Source organism: Actinotalea sp. C106 (assembly GCF_023630195.1).
Taxonomy (GTDB): domain Bacteria; phylum Actinomycetota; class Actinomycetes; order Actinomycetales; family Cellulomonadaceae; genus Actinotalea.
Window position 1 is genome coordinate 1 of the sequence record NZ_JALPKN010000003.1, and the last position, 26,091, is coordinate 26,091.

28 protein-coding genes are annotated in these 26,091 nt (G+C 67.9%); 11 read left to right on the forward strand and 17 right to left on the reverse strand.

The features are described 5' to 3' along the window. Positions 1-47: 47 nt before the first annotated feature. Positions 48-347 carry a transposase gene (locus tag L0B03_RS00380; RefSeq protein ID WP_250442630.1) on the reverse strand — a complete coding sequence of 100 codons (300 nt, stop codon included), beginning with the start codon at positions 345-347 and terminating at the stop codon, positions 48-50. A gap of 124 nt (positions 348-471) precedes the next feature. On the opposite strand from L0B03_RS00380, the gene L0B03_RS00385 reads away from it, so the two are divergent. Then, positions 472-888, forward strand: coding sequence for a hypothetical protein (locus tag L0B03_RS00385; protein ID WP_250442632.1), 417 nt, complete (start codon positions 472-474; stop codon positions 886-888). A gap of 61 nt (positions 889-949) precedes the next feature. Here the strand turns inward: L0B03_RS00385 and L0B03_RS00390 are convergent, their stop codons facing one another. Further along, complete coding sequence (locus L0B03_RS00390) at positions 950-2,056, reverse strand: hypothetical protein (RefSeq protein ID WP_250442634.1); 1,107 nt, start codon at positions 2,054-2,056, stop codon at positions 950-952. 1,464 nt (positions 2,057-3,520) lie between these two features. Between L0B03_RS00390 and L0B03_RS00395 the strand changes: the two genes are divergently transcribed. The 4 genes from L0B03_RS00395 (at position 3,521) to L0B03_RS00410 (ending at position 8,020) form a co-directional block, all read left to right on the forward strand. Continuing rightward, entirely contained in the window at positions 3,521-3,739 is a 219-nt protein-coding gene (locus tag L0B03_RS00395) for a hypothetical protein (protein WP_250442636.1), read from the forward strand. A gap of 305 nt (positions 3,740-4,044) precedes the next feature. Next, a complete protein-coding gene (locus L0B03_RS00400) occupies positions 4,045-4,830 on the forward strand; it encodes a hypothetical protein (RefSeq protein ID WP_250442639.1) in 786 nt (261 codons plus the stop codon). 650 nt (positions 4,831-5,480) lie between these two features. Then, positions 5,481-6,347, forward strand: coding sequence for a hypothetical protein (locus L0B03_RS00405; RefSeq protein ID WP_250442641.1), 867 nt, complete (start codon positions 5,481-5,483; stop codon positions 6,345-6,347). A gap of 1,238 nt (positions 6,348-7,585) precedes the next feature. Beyond that, a complete protein-coding gene (locus L0B03_RS00410; RefSeq protein WP_250442643.1) occupies positions 7,586-8,020 on the forward strand; it encodes a peptidase inhibitor family I36 protein in 435 nt (144 codons plus the stop codon). Positions 8,021-8,061: 41 nt separating this feature from the next. On the opposite strand, the gene L0B03_RS19465 is transcribed toward L0B03_RS00410, so the two are convergent. The 5 genes from L0B03_RS19465 to L0B03_RS00435 all read right to left on the reverse strand — a co-directional run bounded on the left by L0B03_RS19465 (position 8,062) and on the right by L0B03_RS00435 (position 12,599). After that, on the reverse strand, positions 8,062-9,150 hold the full coding sequence (locus L0B03_RS19465; protein ID WP_250442645.1) for an FtsX-like permease family protein: 1,089 nt from the start codon (positions 9,148-9,150) through the stop codon (positions 8,062-8,064). Between the two features lie 67 nt (positions 9,151-9,217). Then, positions 9,218-9,895, reverse strand: a complete 678-nt coding sequence (locus tag L0B03_RS00420) for an ABC transporter ATP-binding protein (protein WP_250442647.1) — start codon at positions 9,893-9,895, stop codon at positions 9,218-9,220. After that, positions 9,892-11,193 carry a peptidoglycan-binding protein gene (locus L0B03_RS00425; protein ID WP_250442649.1) on the reverse strand — a complete coding sequence of 434 codons (1,302 nt, stop codon included), beginning with the start codon at positions 11,191-11,193 and terminating at the stop codon, positions 9,892-9,894. The genes L0B03_RS00420 and L0B03_RS00425 overlap by 4 nt, the downstream gene beginning before the upstream one ends. Before the next feature lie 7 nt (positions 11,194-11,200). After that, positions 11,201-12,097 (reverse strand): hypothetical protein, encoded by an 897-nt coding sequence (locus L0B03_RS00430; RefSeq protein WP_250442651.1) that lies wholly within the window; start codon positions 12,095-12,097, stop codon positions 11,201-11,203. A gap of 124 nt (positions 12,098-12,221) precedes the next feature. Next, positions 12,222-12,599, reverse strand: a complete 378-nt coding sequence (locus L0B03_RS00435) for a GntR family transcriptional regulator (RefSeq protein WP_250442653.1) — start codon at positions 12,597-12,599, stop codon at positions 12,222-12,224. Positions 12,600-14,096: 1,497 nt separating this feature from the next. On the opposite strand from L0B03_RS00435, the gene L0B03_RS00440 reads away from it, so the two are divergent. Together L0B03_RS00440 and L0B03_RS00445 are read left to right on the forward strand one after the other, a co-directional pair. After that, the gene (locus L0B03_RS00440) at positions 14,097-14,276 is read left to right on the forward strand and encodes a hypothetical protein (protein WP_250442656.1); all 180 of its coding nucleotides are present in this window, start codon (positions 14,097-14,099) and stop codon (positions 14,274-14,276) included. A 476-nt stretch (positions 14,277-14,752) separates the two neighbouring features. Further along, positions 14,753-15,220 (forward strand): hypothetical protein, encoded by a 468-nt coding sequence (locus L0B03_RS00445; protein ID WP_250442658.1) that lies wholly within the window; start codon positions 14,753-14,755, stop codon positions 15,218-15,220. A 395-nt stretch (positions 15,221-15,615) separates the two neighbouring features. Here the strand turns inward: L0B03_RS00445 and L0B03_RS00450 are convergent, their stop codons facing one another. Next, the gene (locus tag L0B03_RS00450) at positions 15,616-16,359 is read right to left on the reverse strand and encodes a DUF6338 family protein (RefSeq protein WP_250442660.1); all 744 of its coding nucleotides are present in this window, start codon (positions 16,357-16,359) and stop codon (positions 15,616-15,618) included. 215 nt (positions 16,360-16,574) lie between these two features. Between L0B03_RS00450 and L0B03_RS00455 the strand changes: the two genes are divergently transcribed. Next, the gene (locus L0B03_RS00455; RefSeq protein WP_250442662.1) at positions 16,575-17,285 is read left to right on the forward strand and encodes a hypothetical protein; all 711 of its coding nucleotides are present in this window, start codon (positions 16,575-16,577) and stop codon (positions 17,283-17,285) included. 406 nt (positions 17,286-17,691) lie between these two features. Beyond that, entirely contained in the window at positions 17,692-17,868 is a 177-nt protein-coding gene (locus tag L0B03_RS00460; protein WP_250442664.1) for a hypothetical protein, read from the forward strand. A gap of 22 nt (positions 17,869-17,890) precedes the next feature. Here L0B03_RS00460 and L0B03_RS00465 read toward each other — a convergent pair whose 3' ends face one another. The 5 genes from L0B03_RS00465 to L0B03_RS00485 all read right to left on the reverse strand — a co-directional run bounded on the left by L0B03_RS00465 (position 17,891) and on the right by L0B03_RS00485 (position 20,387). Further along, on the reverse strand, positions 17,891-18,112 hold the full coding sequence (locus L0B03_RS00465; RefSeq protein ID WP_250442666.1) for a hypothetical protein: 222 nt from the start codon (positions 18,110-18,112) through the stop codon (positions 17,891-17,893). Beyond that, positions 18,102-18,500 carry a hypothetical protein gene (locus L0B03_RS00470; RefSeq protein WP_250442668.1) on the reverse strand — a complete coding sequence of 133 codons (399 nt, stop codon included), beginning with the start codon at positions 18,498-18,500 and terminating at the stop codon, positions 18,102-18,104. The genes L0B03_RS00465 and L0B03_RS00470 overlap by 11 nt, the downstream gene beginning before the upstream one ends. A gap of 33 nt (positions 18,501-18,533) precedes the next feature. Further along, positions 18,534-18,674, reverse strand: a complete 141-nt coding sequence (locus L0B03_RS00475; protein ID WP_250442670.1) for a hypothetical protein — start codon at positions 18,672-18,674, stop codon at positions 18,534-18,536. A gap of 66 nt (positions 18,675-18,740) precedes the next feature. Beyond that, positions 18,741-19,052: an Lsr2 family protein gene (locus tag L0B03_RS00480; RefSeq protein WP_250442673.1), complete on the reverse strand. Its 312-nt coding sequence runs from the start codon at positions 19,050-19,052 to the stop codon at positions 18,741-18,743. 468 nt (positions 19,053-19,520) lie between these two features. Then, positions 19,521-20,387: a hypothetical protein gene (locus L0B03_RS00485; RefSeq protein WP_250442675.1), complete on the reverse strand. Its 867-nt coding sequence runs from the start codon at positions 20,385-20,387 to the stop codon at positions 19,521-19,523. A gap of 283 nt (positions 20,388-20,670) precedes the next feature. Between L0B03_RS00485 and L0B03_RS00490 the strand changes: the two genes are divergently transcribed. Continuing rightward, positions 20,671-21,735 (forward strand): type IV toxin-antitoxin system AbiEi family antitoxin domain-containing protein, encoded by a 1,065-nt coding sequence (locus L0B03_RS00490; protein WP_250442677.1) that lies wholly within the window; start codon positions 20,671-20,673, stop codon positions 21,733-21,735. A gap of 113 nt (positions 21,736-21,848) precedes the next feature. After that, positions 21,849-22,658: a nucleotidyl transferase AbiEii/AbiGii toxin family protein gene (locus tag L0B03_RS00495; RefSeq protein ID WP_308199962.1), complete on the forward strand. Its 810-nt coding sequence runs from the start codon at positions 21,849-21,851 to the stop codon at positions 22,656-22,658. 391 nt (positions 22,659-23,049) lie between these two features. On the opposite strand, the gene L0B03_RS00500 is transcribed toward L0B03_RS00495, so the two are convergent. The 4 genes from L0B03_RS00500 to L0B03_RS00515 all read right to left on the reverse strand — a co-directional run bounded on the left by L0B03_RS00500 (position 23,050) and on the right by L0B03_RS00515 (position 25,940). Next, a complete protein-coding gene (locus L0B03_RS00500) occupies positions 23,050-23,919 on the reverse strand; it encodes a nucleotidyl transferase AbiEii/AbiGii toxin family protein (protein ID WP_250442679.1) in 870 nt (289 codons plus the stop codon). Then, entirely contained in the window at positions 23,916-24,461 is a 546-nt protein-coding gene (locus L0B03_RS00505; protein ID WP_250442681.1) for a type IV toxin-antitoxin system AbiEi family antitoxin domain-containing protein, read from the reverse strand. The genes L0B03_RS00500 and L0B03_RS00505 overlap by 4 nt, the downstream gene beginning before the upstream one ends. 224 nt (positions 24,462-24,685) lie before the next feature. Then, complete coding sequence (locus L0B03_RS00510) at positions 24,686-25,216, reverse strand: type II toxin-antitoxin system Phd/YefM family antitoxin (protein ID WP_250442683.1); 531 nt, start codon at positions 25,214-25,216, stop codon at positions 24,686-24,688. 385 nt (positions 25,217-25,601) lie between these two features. Next, positions 25,602-25,940 (reverse strand): hypothetical protein, encoded by a 339-nt coding sequence (locus tag L0B03_RS00515; RefSeq protein WP_250442685.1) that lies wholly within the window; start codon positions 25,938-25,940, stop codon positions 25,602-25,604. Positions 25,941-26,091 lie beyond the last annotated feature (151 nt).

The following is a 26,091-nucleotide window of genomic DNA, read 5'->3' on the forward strand; positions in this document are numbered from 1 at the left end:
CACGCGATCGGGCAGCGAAGAAACGAGCCAGCCCCGCCGAGCCAGGTTCAGTCTGGTACTGACGCGAAGAAAATCGAGGCCGCACGCAGGATCGAGTTCGCCTCGCTCAAGCGCTTGTTCTCCGCCCTCAGGCGGCGGATCTCCTCGATCTCCGCGGTGCTGACCCCGGGCCGGGCACCGTCGTCGACCTCAGCCTGGGCGACCCACCGGCGCAGGCTCTCGCGAGAGACCCCCAGCTGATCGCCGACCGCGGTGCTCGCCGCGGTCACCGACCCGTAGTCCTCCAGGTGGTCACGAACCAACCGCACCGCGCGAGCCTTGAACTCCACGTCGTACTTCTTGGGCATGTCGCCATCCTTCATCACAAGGAAGCGGCATCAGACCCGTGACGGTTCAGTGCACACGGTCATCGACTTGTCCTCGTACGACGGTGGGTCGACAGCACCGCAGCACCTACCAGTGCCAGGGTCGGTGATCCCGGCCCGTCCGCAGTTCGCCGTGCCGGAACAGAAGGTGGCAGAGCAGAGGGAGACTACGACGCTGCGCACCGACCGGACCGTGCACGTCCCAGGCGCGAACGACGCGACCCAGGCGCTGGACCTCACGGCGCCGATCGACTTGTGGGACAACGACGATGATGACGTGGACGAGGAGAAGTCACCGAAGGTGCCCCACCCGTCGATCGCCCCGGCGATGCTCAGGTGGCAGCAGATGAAGGCCACGGAGGCTGCTGCGGCGTTCAACGCCCCTGCTTCGACTCCTCCCCCGGCTGCGGCAACGCAGACACGGTCACGACCAGCGATGCCGTCGCTCCAGGGCAGCTTGTCGCAGCACGTGCCGTCCTCGAACGGGCCGGCGGCGGGCGATGAGGGCTACTGGTCCGACTGACCCCACAAGCAGAAGCGCCCCGCACCTGGTTGGTGCGGGGCGCTTCTGCGCATGAGGGTCGTCACCACCACCCGTCCTCAGACAGGCCGGGGTCCACGGCACGGATGTCGACCCGTCCACGTCGCCACGTCGCCGCGAGCATCTCGTCGGTCTGCTCCTCGAACGCGTCGATCGCACCCGGTGGGTTCTTCGCGATGTGGGCCGGCCACCGGTCGACAACAACGGTTCGCTTGCCCTGCTTCACGCGGTTCCCGATGTACCAGTCCTTCGTCGCGAGCCCGCTCAGCGACGCCCCTGGCAGCCACATCTGCAACCGGACAAGACCGTCCGCCGAGCGCAGCACGTACTGGTCTGGGTCGAGCTCGATGCCGAGCCGTTCACACGCTTCACGCAGCCGCTCAGCGGTCGCGTTGGACCGGATGTGCCACACCTGCCCTAGCCCGGCGGCCCGGTAAGCGTGGATCACCCCCTGGTAGTCGCTGACCTCCTTCGTCGCGCGCTCGAGTTCGATCCCCCACCGGCGTCCTGCTGTGTCGATGACGCCAAGGTCCGGGGGGTGCACACCGATCATCCCTGGTACGTGCACCGTCCAGAACGGGCCACCAGTCGGCTGCGGGTAACGCCGCTCACCGGCCCCGCGAACTCCGTCCATCTCCAGGGAGCGGATTTCTCTCTCCGAGACCACCTTGAAGCCCATCCGGGTGTACCAGGCCGTGAGATCAACGCAGCCGAGCTGGTGGTCGGACTGTGTGCGCGACCGATCCGCCGGCGGCATGTTCAGGAGCGTGTCAGCGGGGTACCCGACGGGCACCCACGGCTGCACGTGCTTCCTGCCTTCGGTCGTGATGACGTACACGTTCGCGACGGTGTCGCGGATCGACTTCATGTCGTTCCAGTCCGCGGCGGCCTTCACGGGCGTGATCGCCTTCGCGAGGAGTCCGCGTTCGACGTTCCGCTCGAGGTGGGCTCGGTGGGTGTGCGGTGACCCGCCGAGGAGCTGGTAGAAGTGCACGGGACGGAGCATCGTGTACCGGAGCGTGATGTTCAGCTGGGCCTGGTCGAGCTTGTCGACGCCGATACGAACCAGTCGCTTCGCACGGGGCTTCGCGGCGGGTGTCGGGGCTGGGATGTCGGGTGCTGGGGGCATGGGTGCTGCGGTTGTGTTCATACGAACCACGATACGTCTAGACACCGATCGGTCAGCCCGGACGGATACGAACCCCGCTGCGAACCTTGATGCGACGAGGGATCACATCGAGGTTCGCATAGTTTTGTGCGTGCAATGCACCCAGCCGACCACCCCAACTCCCCCTTCTGTAGGGATGAAGTAGGGAGAGGGGCTACCTGTGCGTTCGGGTCTAGGTGTCTAGACCGCACCGTTCGCCCCGTGGCGTGCTGTGACGCATCGTGTCGTCTCGTGGCTGGGTGGTGGGGGTCGGTCGCGGCAACGGCGACCCACTTCGGTCGCTGCGCTCCCTCTCTGGGCGCGCCGAAGCCGCTCCCTTGGTTGGGTGAGGGGTCCGGTCGCAAGCGGCTGAACCACCCGACCTCGCTGCGCGTCGGTCGTATGGCCGCAGCCGCAAGCTCCCTGCCTTCGGGGTGGTCGGGTTGGTGCGGTAGGTGGCGCTAGCTCTCCCCGTGGTGGGGGGTGGGTAACCGTAGCCGGGTGCTGGAGGCACGTCCCGGTGGGTGGGTCTGTCGCTAGTCGTGGTCGGGTGCCGTACCGCGACGGGCGTAGGTGACCCCGACACTCGGCGCGCCGGGAGACCACGTGCCGGTGGTTTGTCGGGTGCGCTGCGGTGAGCCGCAAGACCAACCATTGGGTTACGAAGGAAAGCGGGGGCGCACTGCCCGCCCTGCCGCGAGTCGAGCGGTGAAGGTCACGTCGCAGGCCCGCCAGGGCCGTTGCGATGGGACCCACCGCGGAGGTGACCTGCCCGGAGGACTCAACCATGAGCCGTGAAGGTTCCCATGCACGAGCAGGGCAGGTGACCGGTGGCAGGCGCCCTAGCGCCTAGCCAACGGGCACCACCCGCGACCGCACCCTCCGCGCAGTACCCGGCCACGGGCCACAACCCCACGGTGACCTGACAGAAGAGCGAGAAGAGCGCAGGACTGGGCAGCCCCCAGGGGGGTGACCGGTCCGGAGTGAGACTCGCGGACCCGACCAACGGTGAGGAACGAGTCGATGCTGACCGTTGCGGATCGTGACATGCGGCGACGGCACCCGTAGGGGTACAGCACACTGCTGCCGACAAACCCGCAGGGGCACCACCGTCGCGCGGCCAGGACACCCCAATGCGGCGGGCAACTCCTGCTGGGCTACTTGAGCGTCCGCCGACCAACGACACCAAGCGGGTAGGCGCCGCACAGGGCTCAAGCCACAGGCCCGTGGCGACCAGCACACAGCCGGCAACCAGGGCGGGCTGGAGGTAGGGAGGGGTGCGTGCACCGATGGCTGTCCCGCTCGCTGCACTCGCCGCCCGCTCGCGCCTCCCGCTGCCCCGGACGCCTGCCCCCGGACGGACTGACGGTGGGGTGGGCAGGCGAGCCCACTCCCCATGCGGGACGCCCGATTCTCCGGCGAGAGGTCCGACCCACCCTCCGGAGTCCGGGTTGCGAGAATGGACACATGACCACCAAGGAGAACACCGAAGCAGGCGCCCTCTTGGACGCTTTCGCGCGCGTCCTGTCCCACCCTGAGCTGCCCGCGGCGGTCGTGACCGACCTCGCCGACGTGCTCGGTGACACCGGCGGGGCGAGGTACGGGATCGTCGATGGGGTACCGCTCGGGGCGCACCACGTCGCGGACCTTGCGCGTGAGCAGGCTCAGCGGCTCCGCGAGACGTGAGGGGACACGGAAACTCGCAGGCCAGAGAGCTACGTCTTCACCGCGTGGCGCTACGGTCGGATGGACACACCAGAGCCTCTACGGAAGCCGGTGCGGTTCAGCGTGAACCGCCCCGGGTTCAGTGGAGGCTCTGGTTCGTGCCAGTCCTGAAGTCACGTGCCCTCCGCGATGGGTGGTGGTGTGGTGGGCACCGTAGCGGGACCAGGCCGACTACGGGAGTGATCACCGTGCTGAGGTGGTGCGCTGATGGTGCTCGGCGAGGTGCCGGCCAAGGGCTACACCTCGCCCCGCGCTACCTTCATCTCATGACTGACCCGTGGGCCGCAGGCAGTGCTGATGAGGTCGCCACGGCGGCCGCTGACCTGGGCGCGACCGCCACCCAGGAGCTGGACGCCTTCCCGTGGGTGATCACGGGCACCGCTGACGGGGCTGGGTGGTCGCTGAGGGAGCGTTCCGGCCTCTACGAGATCCACCTCGAGCGTGACGACGGGGCGGAGAGGGTTCTGCTGCGCACCGGCGGTGACGTGGACCTGCCTTCCCCCACCGCCGCTGTGCGCCTGGCTGTCGCGACCGTCCGCACCCACCTGCGCCAAGCGGCCTGCACCCACACTGGTGCGCCTGTGGAGGCGGCGTGGTGCCCATGGTGCGGGACGCCCATTTCTGACCCCGCACTGCCCCGTGACCCTGACCCCGCTCCCCTGCCAGACGGCGCCACCGTGCACCAGTCCGCCCAGTGGCTCTTGGGCCGGCACCCACACATGGCGCGACTAATCGAGTCCCTGTCAGGCACGGTCGAGATCGTGGACGGTGAGCCCGAGCTCGACCTGGAGGCTCTCGCGGCGGCGCTCGTCGCTTTCGAAGCGTGGCAACTGGACACCCTCCTGGACCAGGCCACCACCAAGCCCGAGGCCGCGGACCACCTCGCGATGCTGAGCAAGTCGGCCCTGACCCAACTGCGCATGCTCGCCACCCTGAGCTACGCGGGCACGCGCACCGGCCCGCTCGTGAGCGAGGTTGCGGAAGACCTCGACAACCTCGGGCGAGCAGTCGCCGCCGATTGGGTGCGCATCATCCAAGCCGCGATCGGCTGACCAGGCTGCACAGCCCACGCCCCGCTCACGCGCACCTCTCCTGCTCGCCCCTGTCGCGTGCGCACCCCCGACAGGTGAGGGCATGAGCGCGCCTCACCACGACCGGTGAGCGGCCCGGTGGGCACCGCGCACCAACCGCCGGGTGCTCAGCGCCCACCCCACTGAGGCGAGCAGGCCCTGTGGTCAGCCGCCCCATGAGCGGCTCACGCGCAGAGCGCTCGTGTGCGGCTGCTCGCTGAACGGGGCGCGCGCGCACGGTGGGGTGCGCAGTCGGGTCGGGTGCGCACGGTCCTGAGCGGCCCCGTGAGCGGGCGCTGAGCGGACTGTGCACGTTCGATGAGCGTCTCGGTGAGCGGGCGGTGAGCAGCCGCGATTAGCTCGCCGTGCGCACCCGGTGAGTAGCCCGTGAGCGAGCGTGAGCCGAGCTGGTGAGCGCCTGTGCGCACCTGGCTGTGCAGGCGGTGAGCAGTGGGGGGCGGGACCGGCGATGCGTCTGGGCCTGCCGGTAGCGTCGACGAAAGTCATACAGACCTATCGGATGTTCCTAGAGGGAGGGGTCCGCGATCACCTCGCCGGCCACACACCGTATCGACACCGGCAGCGCCGGGTTCGCCCGCGCTCTCACTGGCTTCGCCCTGACGATCCTTTCCGTGGCGTTCGCGATCAGCGCCGCTGCGCTCGTCGAGGTCGCCGCCTGGGCCAACGTCCACACGTGGTTGCGTTGGGGCTTCGCCGTCCTCGTCGACGCCGCGGCCCTCCTCCTCATCGGCCTCGCGCTCAAGAGCCGCAGCGAGGGCTACCTGGGCCGGGCCCGGTTCTGCTGGACCGGCGTCGCGTTCCTCACCCTCACGTCGTCCGTGCTCAACGCCGCGCACGCCGCCGACGGGGACGCCCACGGATGGCGGCTGTGGGCCGGAGTCGGCATGGCCGCCCTGCCCCCGATCCTCGTGTGGCTCTCCGTACACGTCCTGTCCTGGGTGCACGCCGCGACCCCTGACGAGCAAGCCGCCCGCCAAGCCGCCGCGGAGAAGGCCGCCGAAGAGGGACGGGCCCGCCAAGAGCGGGCCGCTGAGCGCGAGGCACGCCACGCGGCGAAGCTCGCCCGGATCACCGCCGAAGCGGAAGCCCATGCCCAGATCGAAGCCGCTGAGCGTCAGGCCCACCTCGAGGGTCGGGTCGCGGCCGCGCAGGCGAAGGCCCACAAGGCCGTCCACGACACCGAGGTGACCGCTCCCACCGAAAGCCCCGCCCCCCAGCCCTCCGCGGCTGCGCCCGCACCGGCGGCCTCGTCCACGCCCGCAGGGGCGCCCACGGCCCCCGCGATCGATTCCGCAGACCGCGACGCCGAGGTGCTGCGTCTCGTCGCGCGGGGCCTGTCCGACTCGGCGATCGCGAAGCGCCCGGGGATGCCGTCCAGGGCGACGGTCGGGCGCATCCGCCAGCGCGCCGAAGCGAGCCAAGGTGAAACTGCCCCCGTCGGGGACGCCCAGATTGACCTGGCACTGGTGTCGGCATGAACCCCGCACGAAAAGGCACCCCGAACCCGAACCTCCCACCCGGAGCCGGCGGGCTGTACACGATCAGGATGCTCGCTGAACGCCTCGGTGTGACCGTCGGGACGATGCGCGGGTACGTGCACGCCAAGCCCCATCCAGCCTGGCTTCCAGAGCCCCAACGCCTCGGGAACGAACTCGCGTGGACCGCGGAAGCCCTTAACGAGGCGCAGATTGACAGCGCCCGCCCATCAGAGGTGAGGGCGCTCGTTCTAAGCGGACACGTCCCGCCTGGTGGTCGGGCTCGAAAAGGCGTTGGCCCTAGCAGCCTGCTTCGACGACACCTCACGGTCGATGCGGTCCTGCATGGGGCGCACCCGTGCGATCTCCGTTCGTTGCGCGCATACACGCGTTTGTCCTGCACCGGCTCTAGTGGAGGCTCGGAAACGACGCGCCGACGGTGGTCGGTGCGGGGTTGCGTCAGTAGTAGGTTTCTTGGTGTTCGGCCGGTGAGACCAGGCCGACCCCTCAGTGCAGGCGTCGGTGGTTGGACCAGTCGATGTACTCAGCGAAGGCGATCTCGAGATCGTCGATGCTCTTCCCGGGCCGCTGGCAGCTAGGGAGCGGCGCCTTCGTGACGCCGTAGCGGGCCCCTAGCGCGGACCTGAACCTCTGGTGCGACTCAGCCTTCGATCCAGTTGCCCATTGTGTCAACTGGGCCGTTGGCCTTGAACCTGCCGTAGACGAGAGGTGAACCTTTGTCGCCCAGCGCCCTTGTTGGACGCCGCCGGCCCTGAGGCGTACGCCGTCGCCCAAGTGCGTGCCGTCCCGACCCCGCCGAGGTCGATCGCATCGGCCCCAACCACTCCCGTAGCGGCCCTCGAGGATCGGGGACGGGAAGAGCGGCGGTAGCAGTACGGCGAGCTCAGCCTGCCAGCCACGGGGTGCTCAAGAGGCCAAGCCCGGCGAACACCGATCCCGGCGCGCAGTTCCTCGGGCATGTAGCCCACCGATCACAGCACAACGGGATCCCAACGGGATTGGGGCATCGGACCACCCTGGGGTCTAGTGGCACGGACGCAGAGAGTCACAACACGCACGACCGCCAAGACTACCTATCTGACTCTCGCCGCACAAGACCGAAGTCACCCGTAGCGATTCAGGTCTCAGAGTTCACTCGAACGGCCCACGCAGGCCCACCTCAGGCCGCTAGTGTGAGGGCGCTGATCATGGTGGTCAGCCTGCTCGGAAGGGGAACCTAGATGAAGACTAGATTGGGAAAGCGTGCGGCTGCAGCAGCAGCCTTGGCGCTCGGACTGGCTGTTGGAATCGGATCGCCGGCGAGTGCAGCGGTAGCACCGTGTCCGTCGGGCTACGCATGCGGTTGGGACTCGACGTCGTACTCAGGCACCTACTTCGCGTCGGCGCTCAACAAGACCAACTGGGGCAGGCAAGGATTCGGCAACCGTGCCGAGAGTGCTGCAGCGAACGGAGCCTCGTGCCAGTTCACCCGGTTCTACAAGAGCTGGAATATCGTCACCAATGACGTCTACGGTGACTACTTCACGCTCTACTCACGCCAACTGCTCGGAAGCAACTACCAGGATCCGAATCTGTCGAACGGAGCTGGATACGACAGCGCCGGCGAAGGGTCCTACGCCAACACGCTAGAGGCACACTGGTTCACAGGCTGCTGACACAAGGGGGCCCCGAGCGAAATCTCGGGGCCCCCTCTTTCTCAGTCCGAGCGAACCGCGAGGGCTGGCTGAATGCCCATCGCACGGAAGGCGGGGTAGATCGTAGAGAGCAGCCCGACGACGGCACCGAGAGCGGGCCCAGCTATCATCCACTCGACGGCCAGAACGGGGGTCCACTGATTGACGAGGGAGACGCCGACTATGGCGAACGTAGCGACCGCCGTGCCAGTAGCACCACCGAGCATTCCAATAACGGCTCCTTCCGCCAAGAATAGACCGGCAACAAACCCCCTTCCGGCACCGATCGCTCGTCTGACGCCAATCTCTGTGGTGCGGGCGAGCACGGACACAGTCATTGCATTGGCTATCAAGAGGACCGTGAGTGCCAATAGTAGCCCGCCAATCCATCCCGCCAAGCGCCCCAGTTGCGTTGAAACACCCATCCTGACAGAGGCAGGGTCGATAACCTGTGAGGAGTGGAGTCTTCCAGGCGCGTCAGGGCGAATCGCCACTCGTACGACTTGTGCTACATGGGCACCTGCGCCAACAGAAGTGCGAACGAGCATCTGTGCGTCCGCATCACCCCCAGCGACGTCGACGGCCAAGGCATAGGGGAGTGCAACGAGGTTCGCCAACGCGTCCGAACCTGTGCAGGCAAAGCCGGCTACCGAGTACCGCGCACCGTTGATCACCACGCTGTACCCGGCCGGGTTTGCCGAAAGCGGCACCCCGAGGGCTCTCGCCGCATCTCGGCCGAGATACACGACCGACTCATCGGTGTCGAGAACCCAACTTGCGGTCTCCTCTTCATCGGGACAGGACGCCCCTAGATAGCCTGAAGTCATTCCGACCAGCGCCAGATCAGCCTCGACTCGAGCGCCTCGCACTCGCGCACTGATGTCGAACTGGCCCGTCACATCGATCCGGCGGCCGGCAGCGACGACCGACTCCAGTGCGGCTACTCGAGCATCAGCGTCCTCGGGGAACGCGAGTCCCGTAACGTCGCCACCAGCCACAGGCTCAATCGTTACCAGGTCAATCGCCGTGGCTGCGAGGTCAGCGTCGACCTGCCGGGCAGCGGTGGTCGAGAATCCGATCGCTGATACGAGACTCCCGACCGAAAGAGCCACCGCTACAATCATCAGCGACGTCCGGATTCGGCGCGCGTGCAACTCAATCGCGACGTCGCTAAGGAGATCACGCATTCTCGGGTTCCAGCCTTCCGTCGGAGAGGCGCAGAACTCGATCAGCCCACGTCGCGATTCGACCATCGTGCGTGATCACGACGACGCCGACTCCCCTGGAAGCCTGGGCGTCGAAGAGTTCAAGTATGGCATCCGCACTCTCGGGATCAAGGTTGCCGGTAGGCTCATCCGCGAGAATAAGAGCGGGTTGAGTAATGGTCGCTCTAGCGATCGCGACCCTCTGCTTCTCGCCGCCCGATAGGAGCCGGCCAAGCGAGCTCGCCCGGTGCGATAGTTGGACCCGTTCAAGTGCTTCGTTGCAGAGTCGCGCTCGGTCAACGCGAGGGACACGGTTGACCGACAGTCGGATTTCGAGGTTCTCCACAACAGTTCTGTGACCAAGCACGTGCGACTCTTGGAAAACGAATCCCATCGCGTCTGCGCGCAATCGATCTCGCTGTCGCTCGCTTAGCGCGCTCGGATCTCTTCCCATTACCTTGACGTGCCCGCTGGTCGGTGCGTCCAGGATGCCTAGCAGGTTGAGCAGAGTGGACTTACCCGAACCGGACCTACCAATCACTGCAACGCGCTCCCCGGCACGCACTTCCAAACTGACGGCCGAGAGTGCTTCGACTGGGGGCAGTGACGGGTATGTGCGACTCAGCCCTACAGCCTCGAGGAGCATGCTCATGACCCAGCGACCAGGACTTCGTCGCCCGCGGACAGCCTCTCGGAATCCACGATTGCGCTCCCGTCTACCGTGACCGATATCTCCACAGGGACGCGTGTTCGATCTTCACCGGAGGTGACGAAGACATAGTATCCCGAAGTATCCTCTCGGATGGCAACGAGCGGAACTACAGTGCCATAGACACTCGTCTCAGCATCTGATGGCCGGATCCGCACTTGCGCGCCGTCACTAAATGAAGCGGTGTCAGTGAAAGCTAGAGTCATGTCATAGCCCGCAGGCCGATCTGCGGTGCCCGGACTGAACTCGCCGACGTCTTTGACCACCAACTCCGAACTCTCGGACGAGCCGGTGCCTTCCACGGCCAGCACCTGGGATCCAACTGGGAACGAGTCAAACTGCTCCACGGTGATCCGGCTGGTTACGGTAGGGGTACCCGTACGGATGGTCGCGAGCGGTTCCTCCCCTCCCAGTATTGCACCCACGGCCGCAACATCTTGGACCTCGACTCCTTCGCTTGGGACCACCAGAACCTCTGCAGCTGGCAATGGGACGGCCGCCGCCAGTAGCGCTTCTCCGAGACCCTTCTGGGCTTTCACGATGGATTCCCTCAATGGGGATAATGCGGTTCCGGCCTCGCCCTCACCTGCAGGGGCTTCTGACGTCTCAGCGTCCGCGAAGGCTTGCCGGGCCGCCGCAAGCGACTCCGAAGCTGCGTCCACAAGCTCGGCGGACTCTGCCGCTGCGGGGGGCGGGACGAGCCCCAGGCTCTTGTAATAGTCGGCTACGCCTTGAGCCGTCTGTGCTCCATAGATCCCGTCGAGCGCCCCGTCGTAGACGCCAGCATGGGACAGCACGTCCTGTACAGCTCTAACGTCCTCTCCGATGGCGCCCGGCGTCAGATCTCTATACATGGGATACGGAAGAGGCCACGCCACGAGCGGCCGGCCGGACACGTGTGCGAGCACTTCCCCCGGGCCTAACGTCTCGCCTACAGCACGTCCCACCTCGGTGACAACCATTCGATCGGTGCTCCCGGTTGGGATCACCGGGACGCTCGTACCAAGATGGACGACCCCAGCCACCTCGACCATGGGCAAGGAGAGGCTTTGCTCGACCACTGTTGCGCTCACGTCAGGGGTTCGAGCGTTCTCAACGGCTTCCTCCCACGGTGATTGGATAGTCGAGCCCAGCGCGAAGGCGGCACCTGTCGCGACCGCGGTCCCCAAAGCCCAGATCGAGAGCCATCTCGATCGCCTTGCGGGACTCTGCACAGAAGTTTCAGCGAGATCGTTCGTCACCGGCTCTCTACCCCTTCGCGCCCGCAACTAGATCGTTCGACATCTCCAGCGCCTCGTCGATTCGATCTCTTTGAGCAACGAGTTCGTTCGCATACTCAGCAATGATCGGTGCTTGCAGTTGTGCATGCCGGTCGGCGACCCTTTGCGTGAAGTCCATCTGGGTCTTGCAGTCAACCACCTCTAGCGCAAGCCTGATCTGCCCCTCGCTGATCTGCGAGGCGTCCGCTCCGACGGGCAGCCACGGCTGCGCACTATTTGATGGGCTCAGGCCGCTCTCCTCGTAGCAATCGTATAGTTCTGACAGGATCTCCTGGATCTGAGCATCTTCCAGAACTGCAGCTTCGACAGCGGCAAGCTCGGCCATCCAGGGGCCCTGGAGGTGTAGCGCTGCGACCAGATCCTGCACCGTGGCATCAGTGGCGTTGCACTCGTCGATCACCTTCCAGTCCTGCTCACTCAAATCACCGTTGGGCGTCGCCGCGGACGTATTGTCACTTGTCCCGTTGATAATCCCGTTGGCGGCGAGATCGGCCTCGGTCATCGGCATCACAAATCCAAAGCTGTTGGCCTGCGTGGTCGTCCACGGACCGAAGTACGTCTCGGATCGGTAGACCGGGTCGCTCGCAGATTCCGGTGGCGCAAAGGTGACGCCTCTTTCTTCAGCGCAGGCTGCGACGGCGTAGGCGGTCGCGTGAGCCAGGTCCATCTCTTCAAGCTGGTCGTACTTGAGCCGGTCCGCCGGAAGGATCACGGCGCCGGTCTGCGGATCAAGCTCGGCCCGGACACTGATACCCGCAACAACGTCCTCGCTCAGCGCTGGCTCATCGACTTGCGGACTAGCACATCCCGCCACGAGCAATGCGCCAAGGATCGCTAGGTATCCCGGGGTAGTCTTGTGGCTCATATCTTCCTACCTTCCACAAATGTCGGTTGAAGTCGGCGTGGCTTCACGCCCGTGGGGAATGTTGGTCGAGGCAACTTTTGTCGCAGTCGCAAAGGACCCGGCCAGGCCGCATAGTTGCGGCGCGCTAGTGGGAGGCCAGCGGAGCTGTAGACGATAGGAGCGCTGAGCGGACAAGGTCCATTACGTCCGCGTCATTTATACCCTCGCTACGGGCGGTGGAGACAAGCTCTTTCGCGATCTCCTGGGCTCTTCCGGGTGCACGGTCCGGTACGGAGACCACTGTCCCAACACGACGACGGCTCACTACCTGACCTGCCGACTCCAGTTCACGGTACGCACGAGCGACGGTCCCCGGTGCTATCCCCAGGTCCGATGCGAGAATGCGTACGGTGGGCAATCTGTCACCCTGGTGCAGGGATCCTGCCGTCACATGTGCAGCGATTTGGGAGCGGATCTGCTCATACTGCGGAACCGAGGAAGCGATATCCACCGTGATCTTCATCTTGCCACGACTTGCTTCTCCAAGGACGACCTAGTCCGCATACGGTGCACAAGTTGCAGCAGCGAGAGCGCGGACGCGCAGAGTGCAACGCCGACCGCTGCGACCAGCAGGCCCGCGCCGATATGTTGGTTCGACAGCGGGCTCGCCGGTCCCTCTTGCGCCGCGCGTCCTACAGCCAAGTGCACCCAGCCGGCCGCGACAAGGATGCCAGCGGTTCCAAGGGCCAGAACGAACTGCGTTCCCTGCACGATGTGGGCCGCCGAGCGACGGCGTAGATGCATGTCCCACTCGCGGCTCACGCCGGGGACTGCTGGGCGGAGGGCCACGAGTCTAAGCACCGCTTCGGTGGCGATGACAACCCCGACCGTAGCGATACCCATGGGTATCCCGTAGTACCAGCCTGGGTAGGGCCCGGCGAGCCCGAGCTCGTTGCCATCGCGCACGAGGGTTCGGGGCCCATCGGCCACGAGCCCGAAGGCAAGTAGGGCTGCCAGGCTGAAACCGCCCCATATGTGCACCAGACGCCGGAGAGGCATTGGGGCCACGTCAGCGACTGACCGGCGAACCAACTCAGCGTCGCGCCGAGCACCTGTCTGCCTCGGCCAGGTCAGCTGACCTACAGCCTGGACGAGAAGGAGTGACATTGCTGCAAGGGCCGGGAGAAGCGACAGTATGCGCCCGTCACTAGGCATCACGCCGAGGAAGAATCCCCCAAAAATCCAACTGAGGATCAAGAGCAGGAGTGCGACACCGAGCACTGAGGCTAGCGTTGCATGCCGGTTGGCTCGCATGGCCGCTTGCGACGCCACCGGTGTTCGACTTGCGTCCCAGAGGAGCAGCACTAGGACACCGACGAGGACAACGACGACGGACGTCAGGTAGGCGGCCAGCTGGGGTGCGGGCAGACAACCGGCTAGGCAGATGGCTTGTCCTCGGGTCACAACACTCACCTCTCTTTGACCATGCACAATGAACAATGCCTGGGTGCCCGACCGCTCGTCAAGACCTGGCGCCGACCGGTCCCCAGCGACGGCACGGCGGTCGAAGGCGGTGTCGCCCGAGCGGACTGGGGTCCCGAGGGGTCTGCTGCACGAGTACGTGACACGGACCTTGTACGAGTACGTGACACGGACCTTTTGGGGACGTGTTCGCTGCTGGACGGGTGTTCCCGATGCCTAGGCCCCACCCTTAGGAGTGCCACGACGACGTCGTGGCGATCGCGCGCCGCGGCGCGGCCCCGAGCGCGAGGGACTTCGGCATTTCCGCCTCGTGCTTGCGCAACTGGATGCGCGCCGCGGACGTGGCCCACGGCAACCGTCCCGGACTGAGCGCCAGCTAGTCGGCCAAGCTGCGCGAGCTGCGACGCCGCAAGCGGCTGCTCGAGCAGGAGGGCGAGGTCATGCGCCGCGCAGTGGCCTACCTGCGCCAGGCGCTGGAGCGCTAGGCCAGACGGGTCACCTACGTGCGCAACGAAGACCAGTCCGGACGGTCCAGGTCATGAACAGCGCAAAGAACACCCCAGCCCCTGCCCCTACCACCCCGTTCGCCACGAAGGCCCTCGCCATCACGGGTGCCGTGACCGGTGCCGCGTCCGCCCTGCGGCCCCTGACCGCCGAGCTCGCGGGCTGGGTGCCCGAACTCGACGCCCTCATCGAAGCCATCAAAGCCCTCGGCTGATGGCGAAACACCACCCGCCCCTGGGCACTCACCACCCGGGGCCGGTGGGTTGTACCATCTGGTGGTCTATACAACGATGCTCGTTTCCTGCATTGGAAGGAGGCCCCCGTGTGCCGTCCTGGAAGTTAGCCCGGCTCCCCCGCACGCCGCCGGTGCGATGGTCACCACGGCCGCCGTCGCGGCGGGTCCACCAACGTGGCACGAAAGGAGCAGCGGTGCCGTGACCGGGCGATCGCGCGCCTCACCGCCCGCAACCCGAGGTGGCTGCGGTCTTCGGGGTGCTGACCCCGCGTACTGGCGCGAAGTGATGCGCGATGGTGACGGAGTTCTCGCCGGCACGCGGGCAAGGCGCGGCAACGAACGAGTCGAGTACCTCGCAGGCACCGATGACGTGACCACCGTCCGTCTGGGCCTCGCCGACAAGCAGCCTGAGGTGCGTGCCGGCAGCTGCTTACCCACTCGCAGAGCAGGCCCGCGTGCCCCACGACGGGATCACCACGGCGCTACGGGCGCACCTCGACGCCCCCACCCCTGTCACCAGAGCAGGAGGCGCGGTGGCGCGCGCACTACGGGACGTTGCTGGTCGTGCCAGGAGCCAGTTCCTCATGGACCGTCGGCGGCCGGTCCATGCGTGGGAGGTCGCGCACAGGCGCACCGAGCACCGCGAGTCCACGGCGTGGTGGCCGGCGAAGGCCGCGATCGGGGTCCTTGCCGGCGCGATCCCCCAGTCGCAGGTGCCGGTCGCCGCACCGGGGTGGCGCCTCGGGTGGAAGTGGCAGGCCGAGATCACCGCCGACGCTGGTGCGGTCGACGTTGCCCTCGCTTTGGACCTCGCGGCCAGGTGGAACGCCCGTGAGGCATACCCCCGGGTCCGAGCCATCCCCCGCCCCGACGGCAACGTCGTTCTCGAGCCCACCCGCGTCGCGCCCAGTGAGCCTCCGTAGTCACAGATCGTGGACCTGCGCGGGGTGACCGACGCGGCCGAAGCACGAGCGAAGTTCAAGAAGGCCGCTGAGCCTCTGCGTCGTGCCTACTTCTTAGCGGACGCCGGGTTGGTCGGGGGTGGCGAGCTCGGCCCAGGCTTTGCGACCGTCGCGACCGGCGCAGGTCGCCTCCCGGCCGTCTGCAACTTGCTCCGGTCCGGCACCATCGTGATCTTGTCGTTCCCGCTCATTAGGTGTCCCTTGCTGATCGCCGGGCGGGGGTCGCGGAAGCTGGTGCCTGCGGGGGTGGCCCTGGTGGCAGGCGTACAGGGCGTGCGTCACCCGCTGGCAGTCCGGCGTACCCGCCGCGCGCTGGTGCGATCCACTTCGTTGGCGGTGCCTGACGGTCCGGCCGCTCAGATGCTGGCATCGGTCCCCTCCTCACGCTCACTCCTAGTCTCGCCCGTCTCAGGTGTGAAGTCCACCAGCACGGCGTCCTCGCAGTTGACCCAAAGCCCACCAGGTGCGGACACCTCCGAGCCGAACGTCCCGTCGGCTTTCATCTCCTGGCCCACCTGGATGAAGAGCTGACGAGGCTCGGGGTACGTCGTCGCATGCGACTCAGGTCCGTAGAAGCCGCCGATCCACTGACCGTCCTTCGTCAAGACTCGCACCCACCCGATCGCGGTGGCCACGAACGCGAAGTCCCACGCCGTCGGAGTCGGATCGTACGTGGACCGCAGGTTCACCCACCCGTGAAGGCGCCCGCCGACCCTGTGCTCGAGTATGTGCTCAGTCCGATCGAGCGTCCGCTTACGGAACTTCTGGGCGTTCGATGAGGTGCCAACCCTGAACATGACCCACGCGACCGCCCACGGGATCACTAGCGCTGTGGCCAGGGTCATGAAGGCGATGGTTCGGACCTGCTCGGCAACTTCCGCTGGGGTCTTCTGGGAGAGGTCGACCGCCCACGGTCCGAGGAAGAAGGCGTACACCGTGGCGTAGACGGCGCTGATGGCGATGGAGCGCAGCACTCGAACCGAGACGGTGGCTTCGTCCGGCGCTGGGCCAGTCAACGCCCGCCTGGAGAGCTGGTGGACGAACCCAGGGATCACTGCGGCGAGGATCACCGCGACCTGCAGCCACGTTGTGGGGAACACCGGTCTCTTGCCCTGCTCTCACGTCGAGGGTGTTCGTACATCCAACCCTCGACGCCGCGCGAGGCCGCCCCGACACTCCGCGTCACAGGGGCCCGGTCGTGCTGTGAGGGATGGCCCCTGTCCCCGCTGGGCCCGGCACAGACCATGTAGAGGCCAACGGGTAGACCGGTAGGTAGCGGGGACGCCCATGCTCCGCAGGCCAGGAGGGCCAGATCATGTGTCGTGCCAAGGCCGCCGAGAACCGCCGATGCACCTCCCGCCACGGTGCCCGCGACCGCCGCCGCGCCATCCTGCGCCAAGCCGCGAGGGACGCCCACGGTGACGTTTCCACAGCCGCCCGCGCGCAGGTGGCAGCAACGACCACCGACCCGACCGTCATCGACGCCGCCCTCCACGACCACCGACCCGAAGTGCGTGACGCAGCCGCCAGGAACCCTCAAGCGCACGACGGTGGCGAGCCAGGGATCGACCCACCGCATGCACCCGCGCGTGCGCGCTGGCGGGCGCAGATCGCCGGGTACCGCGCACGCCTGGACCGTGACGGCGGACCCCCCGAGGCGTACTCGTACGTTGCTGCGGTGGAAGAGTTCCTCGAGGGCACCCGGCAGCGCCTGCCGCTCCCCGAACACCGCCAGCGTGCCCGCGAAGCGGGACTTGAGGCGCTCAGTGGGAAGGCCCGCCGCGACGCGGAGCGTGCGTCCGCGCACGACGATTGGGTCACCCAGAGCCTCCTAGGAAACCTCCCCGCGACCTCAACGTTCGAAGCATGGTGGGCAGAGCAGCGCGCCCTTGAGCGGAAGGAAGCCGCGCGTGCACGGGCCGCCCACCGGGACGCGGTCGCCACGGCCGCCAACCAAGCGGTGGCGCGGGACGGTGCTGGTGGCCGGTTCACCACCGCGGTGCACGCCGAGCGGGGCCGCACCTAGGTGCACGTGGGGATCATCGGGGACCCTTCGGGTGCGCACGCACGGGTAGAGGTCACACCCGGCCAGGACGCCGCTGTGCGGACCACGGCCCTGCTGCGCCAGGTCGAACAGGCGATCGGCCTGCCGGCTCGTGGTGACGGGTCAGCGGCCGACTGGGGTTCCAGGGCACAGCACGCAGCCGCTGAGCTCGCTGCCGCAGAAGCCAGTGACACCCCGGACCGTGGCGTGGTGGGGCGCCCCAGGCGATGCGCGTCGCAGCATGGCGCCACGAGCACGAGATCGCACAGCAGGCCCTGGCGAACGAGGGGCGTTCTGCCGCCTGAGCGCCCCGCAGGGGACGCCCACCGTGGGCGCGGGGATGGGTCCGCTCTTGACCGGGCGCAGGTGTCCCCGGTCGGATGGGGGCATGCAGGCACAGGACCAGCGCCAGGTGCCCGTGACACGCGCCCAGGTGTGGGCCGCGCGCGGGAAGGTCGTCGTCGCGCGCAGGTTCGGTCAGCCCGTCCCGGCATGGATCGAACGCCTCGCCGCAGTGCGCCTCCCCCACGAGCGCACGGGGCTGCGGTCAACCACCCGGCCCTGAAGGGCAAGGCCGACCTCACGGCTCAGGTGAACTCGTCAGTCGTGAAGAGCCCGGAGGCGATCTGAACCTCAGAACGGGCCTCCGCGGCGACCCGCGCAGCGATGCGCTGCTCAGTGGTGGCGTCAGACTCCTGATCGGCGTTCCGCGTGGCGCGCACGTCCGCGGCCGAGTCCCCGCCGTGCCCGCCACGGTTCTTCGCCCACACGCTCATCGCACGCATCCGGGGGACGGGGTCAGTCGTCATCAGCGCGGACGGCGTCCCACTTGAGGTCCGAGGGTGATCGCCACCGCTCATCAGGGTCGGGGGTGCGTCCTGCGGGCACGGCATCGGCGGACACCGGGTCGATCGACGTGCAGGCGCGCTGTGTCCACGAGCGCGCCTCGCCTGGCTCGGGATCGACCGTCCAGCGGGTCCGCGCCCCGACCGTCAGGAGGCCCTCACCGGTCGGCTCGGACACCACGCGGGTCAGCGGCACCCAGCAGCCGTCCCACCCACCGATGCTTCTCCCGGTCGGCCCCGGCTGCCGCAGCAGCAGCTGCCGCTCGGTGTCCACCACGTACACGACATCGGCGTCCGAGCGGACGGCCCACACCCCGTGCGCGTCCTCGAGGTTCAACTCGGTCAGGGTCATGAAGGCATGCTTCCACGGGTGGGTGACACCCGGTCACTGGTCGGCGTCGCGCGCCGGTTCGGACTCCGCGTCCTCCCGTGCGGACTCCGCGCGCCGCTCGGCCTGGAGTTCTGCGACGAGCTCAGCGCCGGCGAGCTGCGCGCGCAGCTCGTCGCGGGCCTGGTCGCGGGTCATCTACCAAGTTTGCACCGGGAGGCGTGGACCGTCGCCTCCAGGGACCGCTCCGGCCCCACCCTGCCGTCAGCGAGCGTCATACGCGGTGCGCACGTCTGCCGGAATGCGCCCGCGGTCGGGCACCTTGAATCCGTTCGCACGGCCCCATTCCCGAACAACTGCGGCGTCGCTGCTTCCCTTCGAGGTAGCTCGGCTTCGACTGCCAGCGGTCTTGCGGCCAGCGGTGATGAAGGGCTCCAGAGCGCGCAGGAAGTCGTCGCGGTGCTCGTCGGTCAGGTCGATCTCATAGTTGGTGCCCTGCCACGAGAATGCGTAGCTCTGCGCGCCCTCGGATCCGTCGATGTCGTCGGTGATGATCACACGCGTCTTCTGTGCCATGCCTAGAGGATGCCACCGCGGCCCCCGCGCGTCCTGACGTCGCTGGCCGTGGAACTACGCGGATTTGGCGGCGGCTCGGGTGTAGCGACAGGCCGGTCACTGCAACGTGTGCTGCCGTGCTGGGGGCATCGATGCAACGGTGATTGCGGGCCTGACGCAGTGCGCAGCTCACTGATGGACTGTCACGCTGGCGGCTCGCCTCCCGACCTCGATGCCCTGTGGCCTTGGTGACTGCGCTCCGGTCTGACTCACACCCCCGCAAACTGCCGGTCGTGGGTGCTCACTGATGGCTTCTCGTGAGTGCTGCAATCCGCCCATCAGGGGCGAGTCTCGTCGAAGTGCCCCTGGGGCATCTGTCACGCCCCATCGGCACGCCGGTAGGCGCCACCGCAGCGATGGCACCTCGGCACTGGCCGTGGAACTCGTGGATCGTGACCGTGCGTTCGGGTGAGCTACTAGTCGAGCTCGTCAGTGGAGGGTCGCGCGCGGCAGCGGCATTGTCACGAGCGGCGGGATGCGAGCGGGGCGGCGCCGGCGCTGATCCCAGAGCGTGAGCGCTTCGCTCAGCACGAGGGTCGGGGAACCGTACGCCTGGGCGATGTCCGTGCTGGTCGACGTGTACCGGCGGGTTGCCCCGCCTTCAGGTAACGGGGTGTCCTCAGCCTCTCGGAAGTGCAGTGTCCACATGCGGCTGTGCGCGGCGGCGCTGCCGCGCTGCCACTGATCCATGAGGGCTCGGCGGAGCCACGGATCGCGGGGTGCCATGTGCGCGGCGACGTCCGTGATCATCTGCGTCGACTGGAACCCGGTCTTGTGCCCTCTGGTGCGGAGTTCGTGTCGCACCGCGGTGATGCGGTCCGTGAGCTTGGTGTCCTGCTCCTGCAGCTCCTCGAGGAAGTCCGCTGATACGTCGTTGCTGATCGTCGGGTCGTGCAGGTATGCGCGGATGTACTTCCGTTGCATCGATGCTTCGTCCTCGACGATCAGCAGCGACCGCACCGCCCGCTCGTCCGGTGTCCCGGCGAGCACCCACAGCGCCTGGGCCGCCCCGAGCAACGCGGACCGCATCAGTGAATGGAACGCCTGCGGGCGCAGCACGCGCACGTCGTCGGCCTGCAGCAGGTCGGCACCTAGGCTCAGGTGGTCGATCGCGGAGGTGATCGCGAACCATGCGACGGTCGATGTCGGCAGCGGGGGGAACACCTGGTCGTCCGCGGCGAGGTCACTTCCTCGCTCCGGTGCCTCCGGGGTCTCCGTCAGCGACTCCCACCCGCGTACCGCTGTGACGGCCTTCTGGATCCGTGCGGTCTCTTCGTCCACTGTCGGCTGGTTCACGCGAGCACGGTAGCGGGAGCGGGTGTGCCGTCCGATGTCCGGAACCTCGGCGCCGAGCCGAAAATCGGGCACCCCTCTGGCCGCCCTGGTTCGCTCGGCGCCCCCGAGCGCGACGGTTAGGGGCCTCCGGGGGGGTTCTGGCGCGGGGTCACGATGTGCGCCTCCCCCTGCAGCGTCGCCGGTCTGTGCATCCATTGGGGGTTCGTGAGCTCTCGAGGCCGCCGCGTGCTGCGTTAGTTTCACTGGAGGCAACGAACGCAGCAGGCAGTGATACGATCGCAGCATGGCGGACATCCCCGGTGCGGTCGCGCGACTCGCAGGCTCCCAGTGGGGCCTGCTGACGACCGCGCAAGCCGCCCGCCACGGCATCACCCGCCTGCACCTGACCCGACTCGCCGCACGCGGTGTGCTCGAGCGAGTCGACCAGGGCATCTACGCCTCCGTGAGTACCCAGGATCCTCGCCGCGATCTTCGCGCAGCATGGCTGGCCCTAGCCCCCCACCTCACTGCCGAGGAGCGCCTAGCAGACCCCGCAACGACCGGGGTGGTGTCCCACACCTCGGCGGCCGAGCTCCACCATATCGGCGACCTCCTCGCCGATGTCCCTGAGGTGACCGTTCCCGCGCGCAGGCAGACGCGCCGCGCCATCCGCATCCACAAGGCCGCCCTCGACAACGCGGACATCACCGTCGCCGACGGCCTGCCCGTCACCACAGTCGAGCGCACCCTGGCCGATCTGCTGGGCGATGGGCACGATCTCAGCCACGTTGCCGACGCCCTCGCCGGTGCCCTGCGGAGCGGGTCGGTCGACCTCGCGACGCTCGCCCGTCACCTTGAGCCACTGACCAACCGGCTGGGTGTCAACGATGGCGACAGCGCCGTCCAACGACTGCTAGAGGTCGCTGAGCTGGACACGGCCTCCCTCCTGCGCAGCCCCGCGGCCAAAGAACTCCTCGCCGCCGGGCAGATCAGCGCCATCACCGAGCTGGCCCACGTCGGGCTGCGCGTTGGCGACCTCGTCAACCCGGTCGACGACGTCGTGGCCCAGATCGCGCGCAACGCGGCCGCGGCCATCAAGATCGACCCGCTGCATGAGACCACCCAACTGATCCAAGGCATCCTCGACGCGCAGGCAGCACCCCTGCGGGACACCCTGCAGGGCCTGACGCTCTCGCCCGCGCTGCAGGGGGTCATTCGCAACCTCAACCAGCCGTACGTCCAGGAAGCGTTGCGTGCCGCGAACTCCTGGCAGGCCCGCGAGGCCCGCAGGTTGATGAACTCTCCCGCTTGGCAAGCCGCCCGACGCGATGCCGAGCAAGCCGCCGAGACGATGGGCACCGACCAGTGAGCGACCAGGACGGCTACGCCACGCCCACCGCACTGTGGGCGGCCGCAGGCGACAAGGCCAAGGCCGTCGCCCGTGAGCGGAAGGTGGGCGGCCAGGGGGTCGTCCGGCAGTTCGTGTACTCCCGACTTCTCGCGCGTGTGTTCGCCACCCCAGACGCCCCATGGGTCCTCAAGGGCGGCACCGCGAGCCTGATGCGCATCCCAGATGCTCGAACGACGAACGATGTGGACCTGCTCGCCCAGGCGGACGACCTCGAAGCTGCTGTTGTCGAGCTACGGCGCGCACTCGAGGTCGACCTCGGTGACCACTTCCACTTCCGGGTCACAGGCACGGAACCGAACGTGGGCGGTGAAGGTCAGCCACACGTGCGCGGGGTGCGCGTGAAGGTGCAGGCGTACTGCGGGACGCGCGCCGCGAACCCTCTGTTCGGCATCGACATCGTCACCGGGTCGCTCATGACCGCCGAGCCGGACGAGATCGTCGATGGGGCACTGGAGGTGCGTGGGATTGACCCGCCGCGGGTGCGGGTCTACCCGGTCGTGGACCACATAGCCGACAAGCTCTGCGCGACGATGACCCAGTACCGCACGGCGGATTCCGGCCGCACGAAGGACCTGGTGGACCTGGTCGTCTTCGCGTGCAAGGAGCAGGTCGACGGGTCCGCGTTGACCCTGGCGATCCACGCCGAGTGGGGACACCGAAACCTGCCTGGCACCGCACGGTTCGCCCCGCCGTCCTCGTGGGCAGCGATCTACCCGGCCCTGGCACGCAAGACCCCCGCCTGCGAGGTGACGAGCTGGGCAGGGGCGACCTCGATCGTCACAGACCTACTCGACCCGGCGCTCAATCGCGCCGCCGCCGGACAGGTCTGGTCCCCGACGCTACGAGTCTGGAGCCCAGGCCCTGCCGCGCCCTCCGAGTAGGGCTCGCCGAGTCCCCGTGCGCACGGGGCGTGCGTGCGACACAGGCCCGCGTGCGCGCAGGTCCCGCGTATCGATGTATCGGTGCAACGGTGGACGACTGACTCACTGCAGGCTCACTTCGCCTGTAGGCCCACTGATGGACTGCCGGCTCAACTCGCCGCGTCCCTGCCGCATGGCCTTGCGAGCCTGGTGACGAGTTCGTAGCCCTCCTCCGTTGAGGCGTGACCTTTCGACTCACGCACCCACCACCAGCACCTCCCGCCGACCCACGCTGCCGCCGCCCGCGTCACTTCCCGACCCACGGACCCACCGCCCGCGCGTCCTACCGAGCCACCGCCTGCGCGACTCGGTGTTCGCCCGAACCCCCGGCCTCCCGAGGTACCCACTAGTGCTAGGCGGTGTACTCGCGCGGCGCCAGGATGACAAGCTCCTCGATCCAAGCGTTGACCCACGCCACGGCATCGCCCAAGGCGAGAACGCCAAGCCCCTCTGCGGCGTCGTCGTACCGAACGCTCCACCCGTCAGACGCGACGACCTGCGGCGGCCACGCGTGCGAGCCCCGGTACGCGAACAGGCGCACGCACGTCTCTGCAACCTTCCGCTGGTCGGCGTGCGGGCGCATCAACTGAAGGTCGACGAGATCGTGCGCGCGGGCGCTTCCCGGCTCTGAGCAGGCGTGAATCTTCTGGCTGATCTGGTGATGGAGAGGCAGCACCCGCACAGGCGCCGGAGCTGGCAGGTCAAGCTCAGCGAACAGGTCGCGGACCTCGTCGGAGAGTTCGAGCTCGTCCGGCTCGCGAGTTGTGGCTTCCAGCTCGTCGTGCCCTAGTTCGAGGTCGACCGTCATGAACGGCTTCCCCATGTACGAGAGCTTGACCGCGATCGGCTGCATCACGTACGCGGCACCGACCCGGTCAAGGAGGTCACCGGGGGCGCGCTGCTCCCCGGGGATGCACCGACCGGTGAAGCCGCCCCAGCCTGTCGTGAGGTTCGCGGTGAAGTCGGCGATGAACCGCTCCCGGTCACCGCGGAAGGCCGCATCGAGGTCCGGGGTGTCCCGCGTGAGGCGCTCACCGAACCGGAGCTTGAGGCCCGTGCCGCCCTTCACTGCCGCGTCAGGGAGCACCTGCGCCACGACGACGTTCCCCACGAGCGACTGCGTGCGCTTCACCGTCGTGCCGTGCGCGCGGGCTGCGGCCGCCACAGCGCTCTGCAACGCCTTCACGGTTCGTGGAGCCGCAGCCCCTGCGTCAGCGGTCATCCGGCGTTCACGGTGAGCATCACGACCTGGTCCCTCTCTGCAGGGCTGATCATCCCGCGTGCCGCTGCGGTCTTGGCGGCTTCAACGACACGCTCCGGCAGGAGGGCGTGCGCTGCAGCAACGGAGCGGAGCGCCGCGGCGAGGGACATCGCGGGGATGCCGTCGACGTCGTCACGGTCGGCGTCCGCGACCGAGCGGATCACCATCTTGATGGTCGACGGAAGTTGCTTCCGTGCGGGCGTCTTGGTGGCGACCTTGATTTGACGCAGGTTCACCTGCCCGAGGTTGTGCGCGGCGAGGACGGCCTCGTCCGCCAGGACCGCGTCGGGGCCGGCGATGGCGACCGCTTCGGCGTACTCGTCGAGGGGACCGGCTGGGACCTCGGTCGACCGGTAGACGCCGTGCCCGACGCGCTCGAGGGCGCCGCGGCTCGCGAGCTTGCGAACCTCGACGGCAGGCACGCCTGCGGCTTCGGCGTCGCGGACGGTCACGATGCCATGGTTGGACCACGCGAGCTCGCGCAGCGTCTGCCTGTACGTCATGGCCGCCTCCTCTCCGAGCAAAACCGTACCACTTTCGGTACGGTTTTGCAGCAGACGCTCTGTGCCGCGTCGACCTGGCCATGTGGCCAAAGGGCCCGCCACCGCCACTAGTGAGCGCATCTCGTCGAAGTGCCCGTAGGGGGGATCTGTCACGCCTCATCGGGGGCTGGGGCCGCCCCACTGGTACGCCGGCAGGCGCCACCCGACGGCCTCATGGGCGCCGGTCAGCCCTCGTGCGACGCGAGCCGGTCGTAGTACTCCCACGGCAGGAGCACGGCGGCGGGGGTGCCGTCGCGGGTGATGATCAGCCGGAGGTTGTCGCGTTCGACGGCTTCGAGGAGCTCGTCGAATCTCTCCTGGAGCTCGTGGATCGTGACCGTGGCCGTGCGCTGGGGTGGGCTGGTGGCGGGTGGCGGGTTCATGACCGTGGGGTCCTCGCTGCGGTGGGGGTGGGCTTGGCGGACAGCCCGCTGCAGCGCCTGCTCGAGCCCTCGCCTCAGGGCTTGCAGTGCGGCTTCGGTGCTGACCTCGGTGGCGCCGACCGCGAAGCTGATCGCGTCGTCGACGGCGAGCTCGACGACCGACGGCCGGCTGGTGCGCACCGGTTCAGGCAGGCGCAGGCCGAAGGTGAACAGGTCGGCCACCAGCGCGGGTGGCAGCGCGGTGGGGTGGGGGTCTCCGGCGCTGTGCAGGGTGACGCCACCACCGGCGCTGGGGAAGGTCACGGTGGTGGCCGCTGCGCGGTCCTGCTCCATGGACCGACCATAGAGGGCGCCTGAGGCCCTGGTGTCGAGTCGAGATTCGGGCGTCCCGCCGCGTGGTTCGAGCCCGGTCGTGGAACGGCCGGCATCGCGCGCTTGCGGGGGTTCTGGCGCGTGGTCGCGACGCGCGCCTCGGGCACGAGACACCTGTTGAAACCTAACCTTCTCGTGAGTGCTGCTATCCGCCCATCGTGGGGCTGTCGGTGGCCAGTGGGTGCGGTGAGTCCCGGGCAGCGTTCTTGGTTGTCATCGTCAGTCCCACGGTGGGCGCGTCGCCGATGTGCCAGTGGGGGCTGTCACGCCTCATCGGGGTGGGGGCTCCGGCCCACCGGTACGCCGCCAAGCGCCACCGCGGCGATCGCGGCGTCCTCCCGCTGGGCTAGTCAGCGAGCGGGCGGGCAATCGTCGTCCACACTGGCCGCCGGACTGCCAGCACCGTCTGCCCCTTGTGCTGCTTGAACTCGATCGTGAAACGCCCCCCGCAGCCTTCGCATCGACCGCCCAAACTGATTACGTGGCGGCGGCCGGTCTCCGGGATCGGCAGATCGACCTCATCACCGGTCAGCACGCGGCCGGCAGAGTCCACATGGACGGGAACGACCGGGCCATCTTCCCGTGGGCGCCCCGCGACGTATACGTCCTCGATGTGCACGTAGCTGTCCGCGCAGAGAGGGCACTGCAGGTAGTCGGAGTCGGCGAGCAGAAACGGCTGGGACATCAGGCACCTCCATCAGGGCCTCCGGCACCCGCCGGAGGGGCACCTCCGACGGTACGCCCTCGCAGGGTGTCGTGTCCGGAGGTCGGCCTGAGAGCCCGTCTGGACCGTCCCTCGTCGACGCCACTGTCGGCGATCACGCCCCCGCAGGTCC

Bases quoted from the DNA above. Each gene is read 5' to 3' on its own strand.
- L0B03_RS00440 (WP_250442656.1), top strand. From the start codon at position 14,097: ATGAACAGCGCAAAGAACACCCCAGCCCCTGCCCCTACCACCCCGTTC.
- L0B03_RS00395 (WP_250442636.1), top strand. From the start codon at position 3,521: ATGACCACCAAGGAGAACACCGAAGCAGGCGCCCTCTTGGACGCTTTC.
- L0B03_RS00400 (WP_250442639.1), top strand. From the start codon at position 4,045: ATGACTGACCCGTGGGCCGCAGGCAGTGCTGATGAGGTCGCCACGGCG.
- L0B03_RS00465 (WP_250442666.1), bottom strand. From the start codon at position 18,112: ATGACGACTGACCCCGTCCCCCGGATGCGTGCGATGAGCGTGTGGGCG.
- L0B03_RS00475 (WP_250442670.1), bottom strand. From the start codon at position 18,674: ATGACCCGCGACCAGGCCCGCGACGAGCTGCGCGCGCAGCTCGCCGGC.
- L0B03_RS00510 (WP_250442683.1), bottom strand. From the start codon at position 25,216: ATGGAGCAGGACCGCGCAGCGGCCACCACCGTGACCTTCCCCAGCGCC.
- L0B03_RS00470 (WP_250442668.1), bottom strand. From the start codon at position 18,500: ATGACCCTGACCGAGTTGAACCTCGAGGACGCGCACGGGGTGTGGGCC.
- L0B03_RS00455 (WP_250442662.1), top strand. From the start codon at position 16,575: ATGTGTCGTGCCAAGGCCGCCGAGAACCGCCGATGCACCTCCCGCCAC.
- L0B03_RS00380 (WP_250442630.1), bottom strand. From the start codon at position 347: ATGCCCAAGAAGTACGACGTGGAGTTCAAGGCTCGCGCGGTGCGGTTG.
- L0B03_RS00490 (WP_250442677.1), top strand. From the start codon at position 20,671: ATGGCGGACATCCCCGGTGCGGTCGCGCGACTCGCAGGCTCCCAGTGG.
- L0B03_RS00410 (WP_250442643.1), top strand. From the start codon at position 7,586: ATGAAGACTAGATTGGGAAAGCGTGCGGCTGCAGCAGCAGCCTTGGCG.
- L0B03_RS00480 (WP_250442673.1), bottom strand. From the start codon at position 19,052: ATGGCACAGAAGACGCGTGTGATCATCACCGACGACATCGACGGATCC.
- L0B03_RS00460 (WP_250442664.1), top strand. From the start codon at position 17,692: ATGCAGGCACAGGACCAGCGCCAGGTGCCCGTGACACGCGCCCAGGTG.
- L0B03_RS00500 (WP_250442679.1), bottom strand. From the start codon at position 23,919: ATGACCGCTGACGCAGGGGCTGCGGCTCCACGAACCGTGAAGGCGTTG.
- L0B03_RS00390 (WP_250442634.1), bottom strand. From the start codon at position 2,056: ATGAACACAACCGCAGCACCCATGCCCCCAGCACCCGACATCCCAGCC.
- L0B03_RS00435 (WP_250442653.1), bottom strand. From the start codon at position 12,599: ATGAAGATCACGGTGGATATCGCTTCCTCGGTTCCGCAGTATGAGCAG.
- L0B03_RS00505 (WP_250442681.1), bottom strand. From the start codon at position 24,461: ATGACGTACAGGCAGACGCTGCGCGAGCTCGCGTGGTCCAACCATGGC.
- L0B03_RS00430 (WP_250442651.1), bottom strand. From the start codon at position 12,097: ATGAGCCACAAGACTACCCCGGGATACCTAGCGATCCTTGGCGCATTG.
- L0B03_RS00420 (WP_250442647.1), bottom strand. From the start codon at position 9,895: ATGAGCATGCTCCTCGAGGCTGTAGGGCTGAGTCGCACATACCCGTCA.
- L0B03_RS00515 (WP_250442685.1), bottom strand. From the start codon at position 25,940: ATGTCCCAGCCGTTTCTGCTCGCCGACTCCGACTACCTGCAGTGCCCT.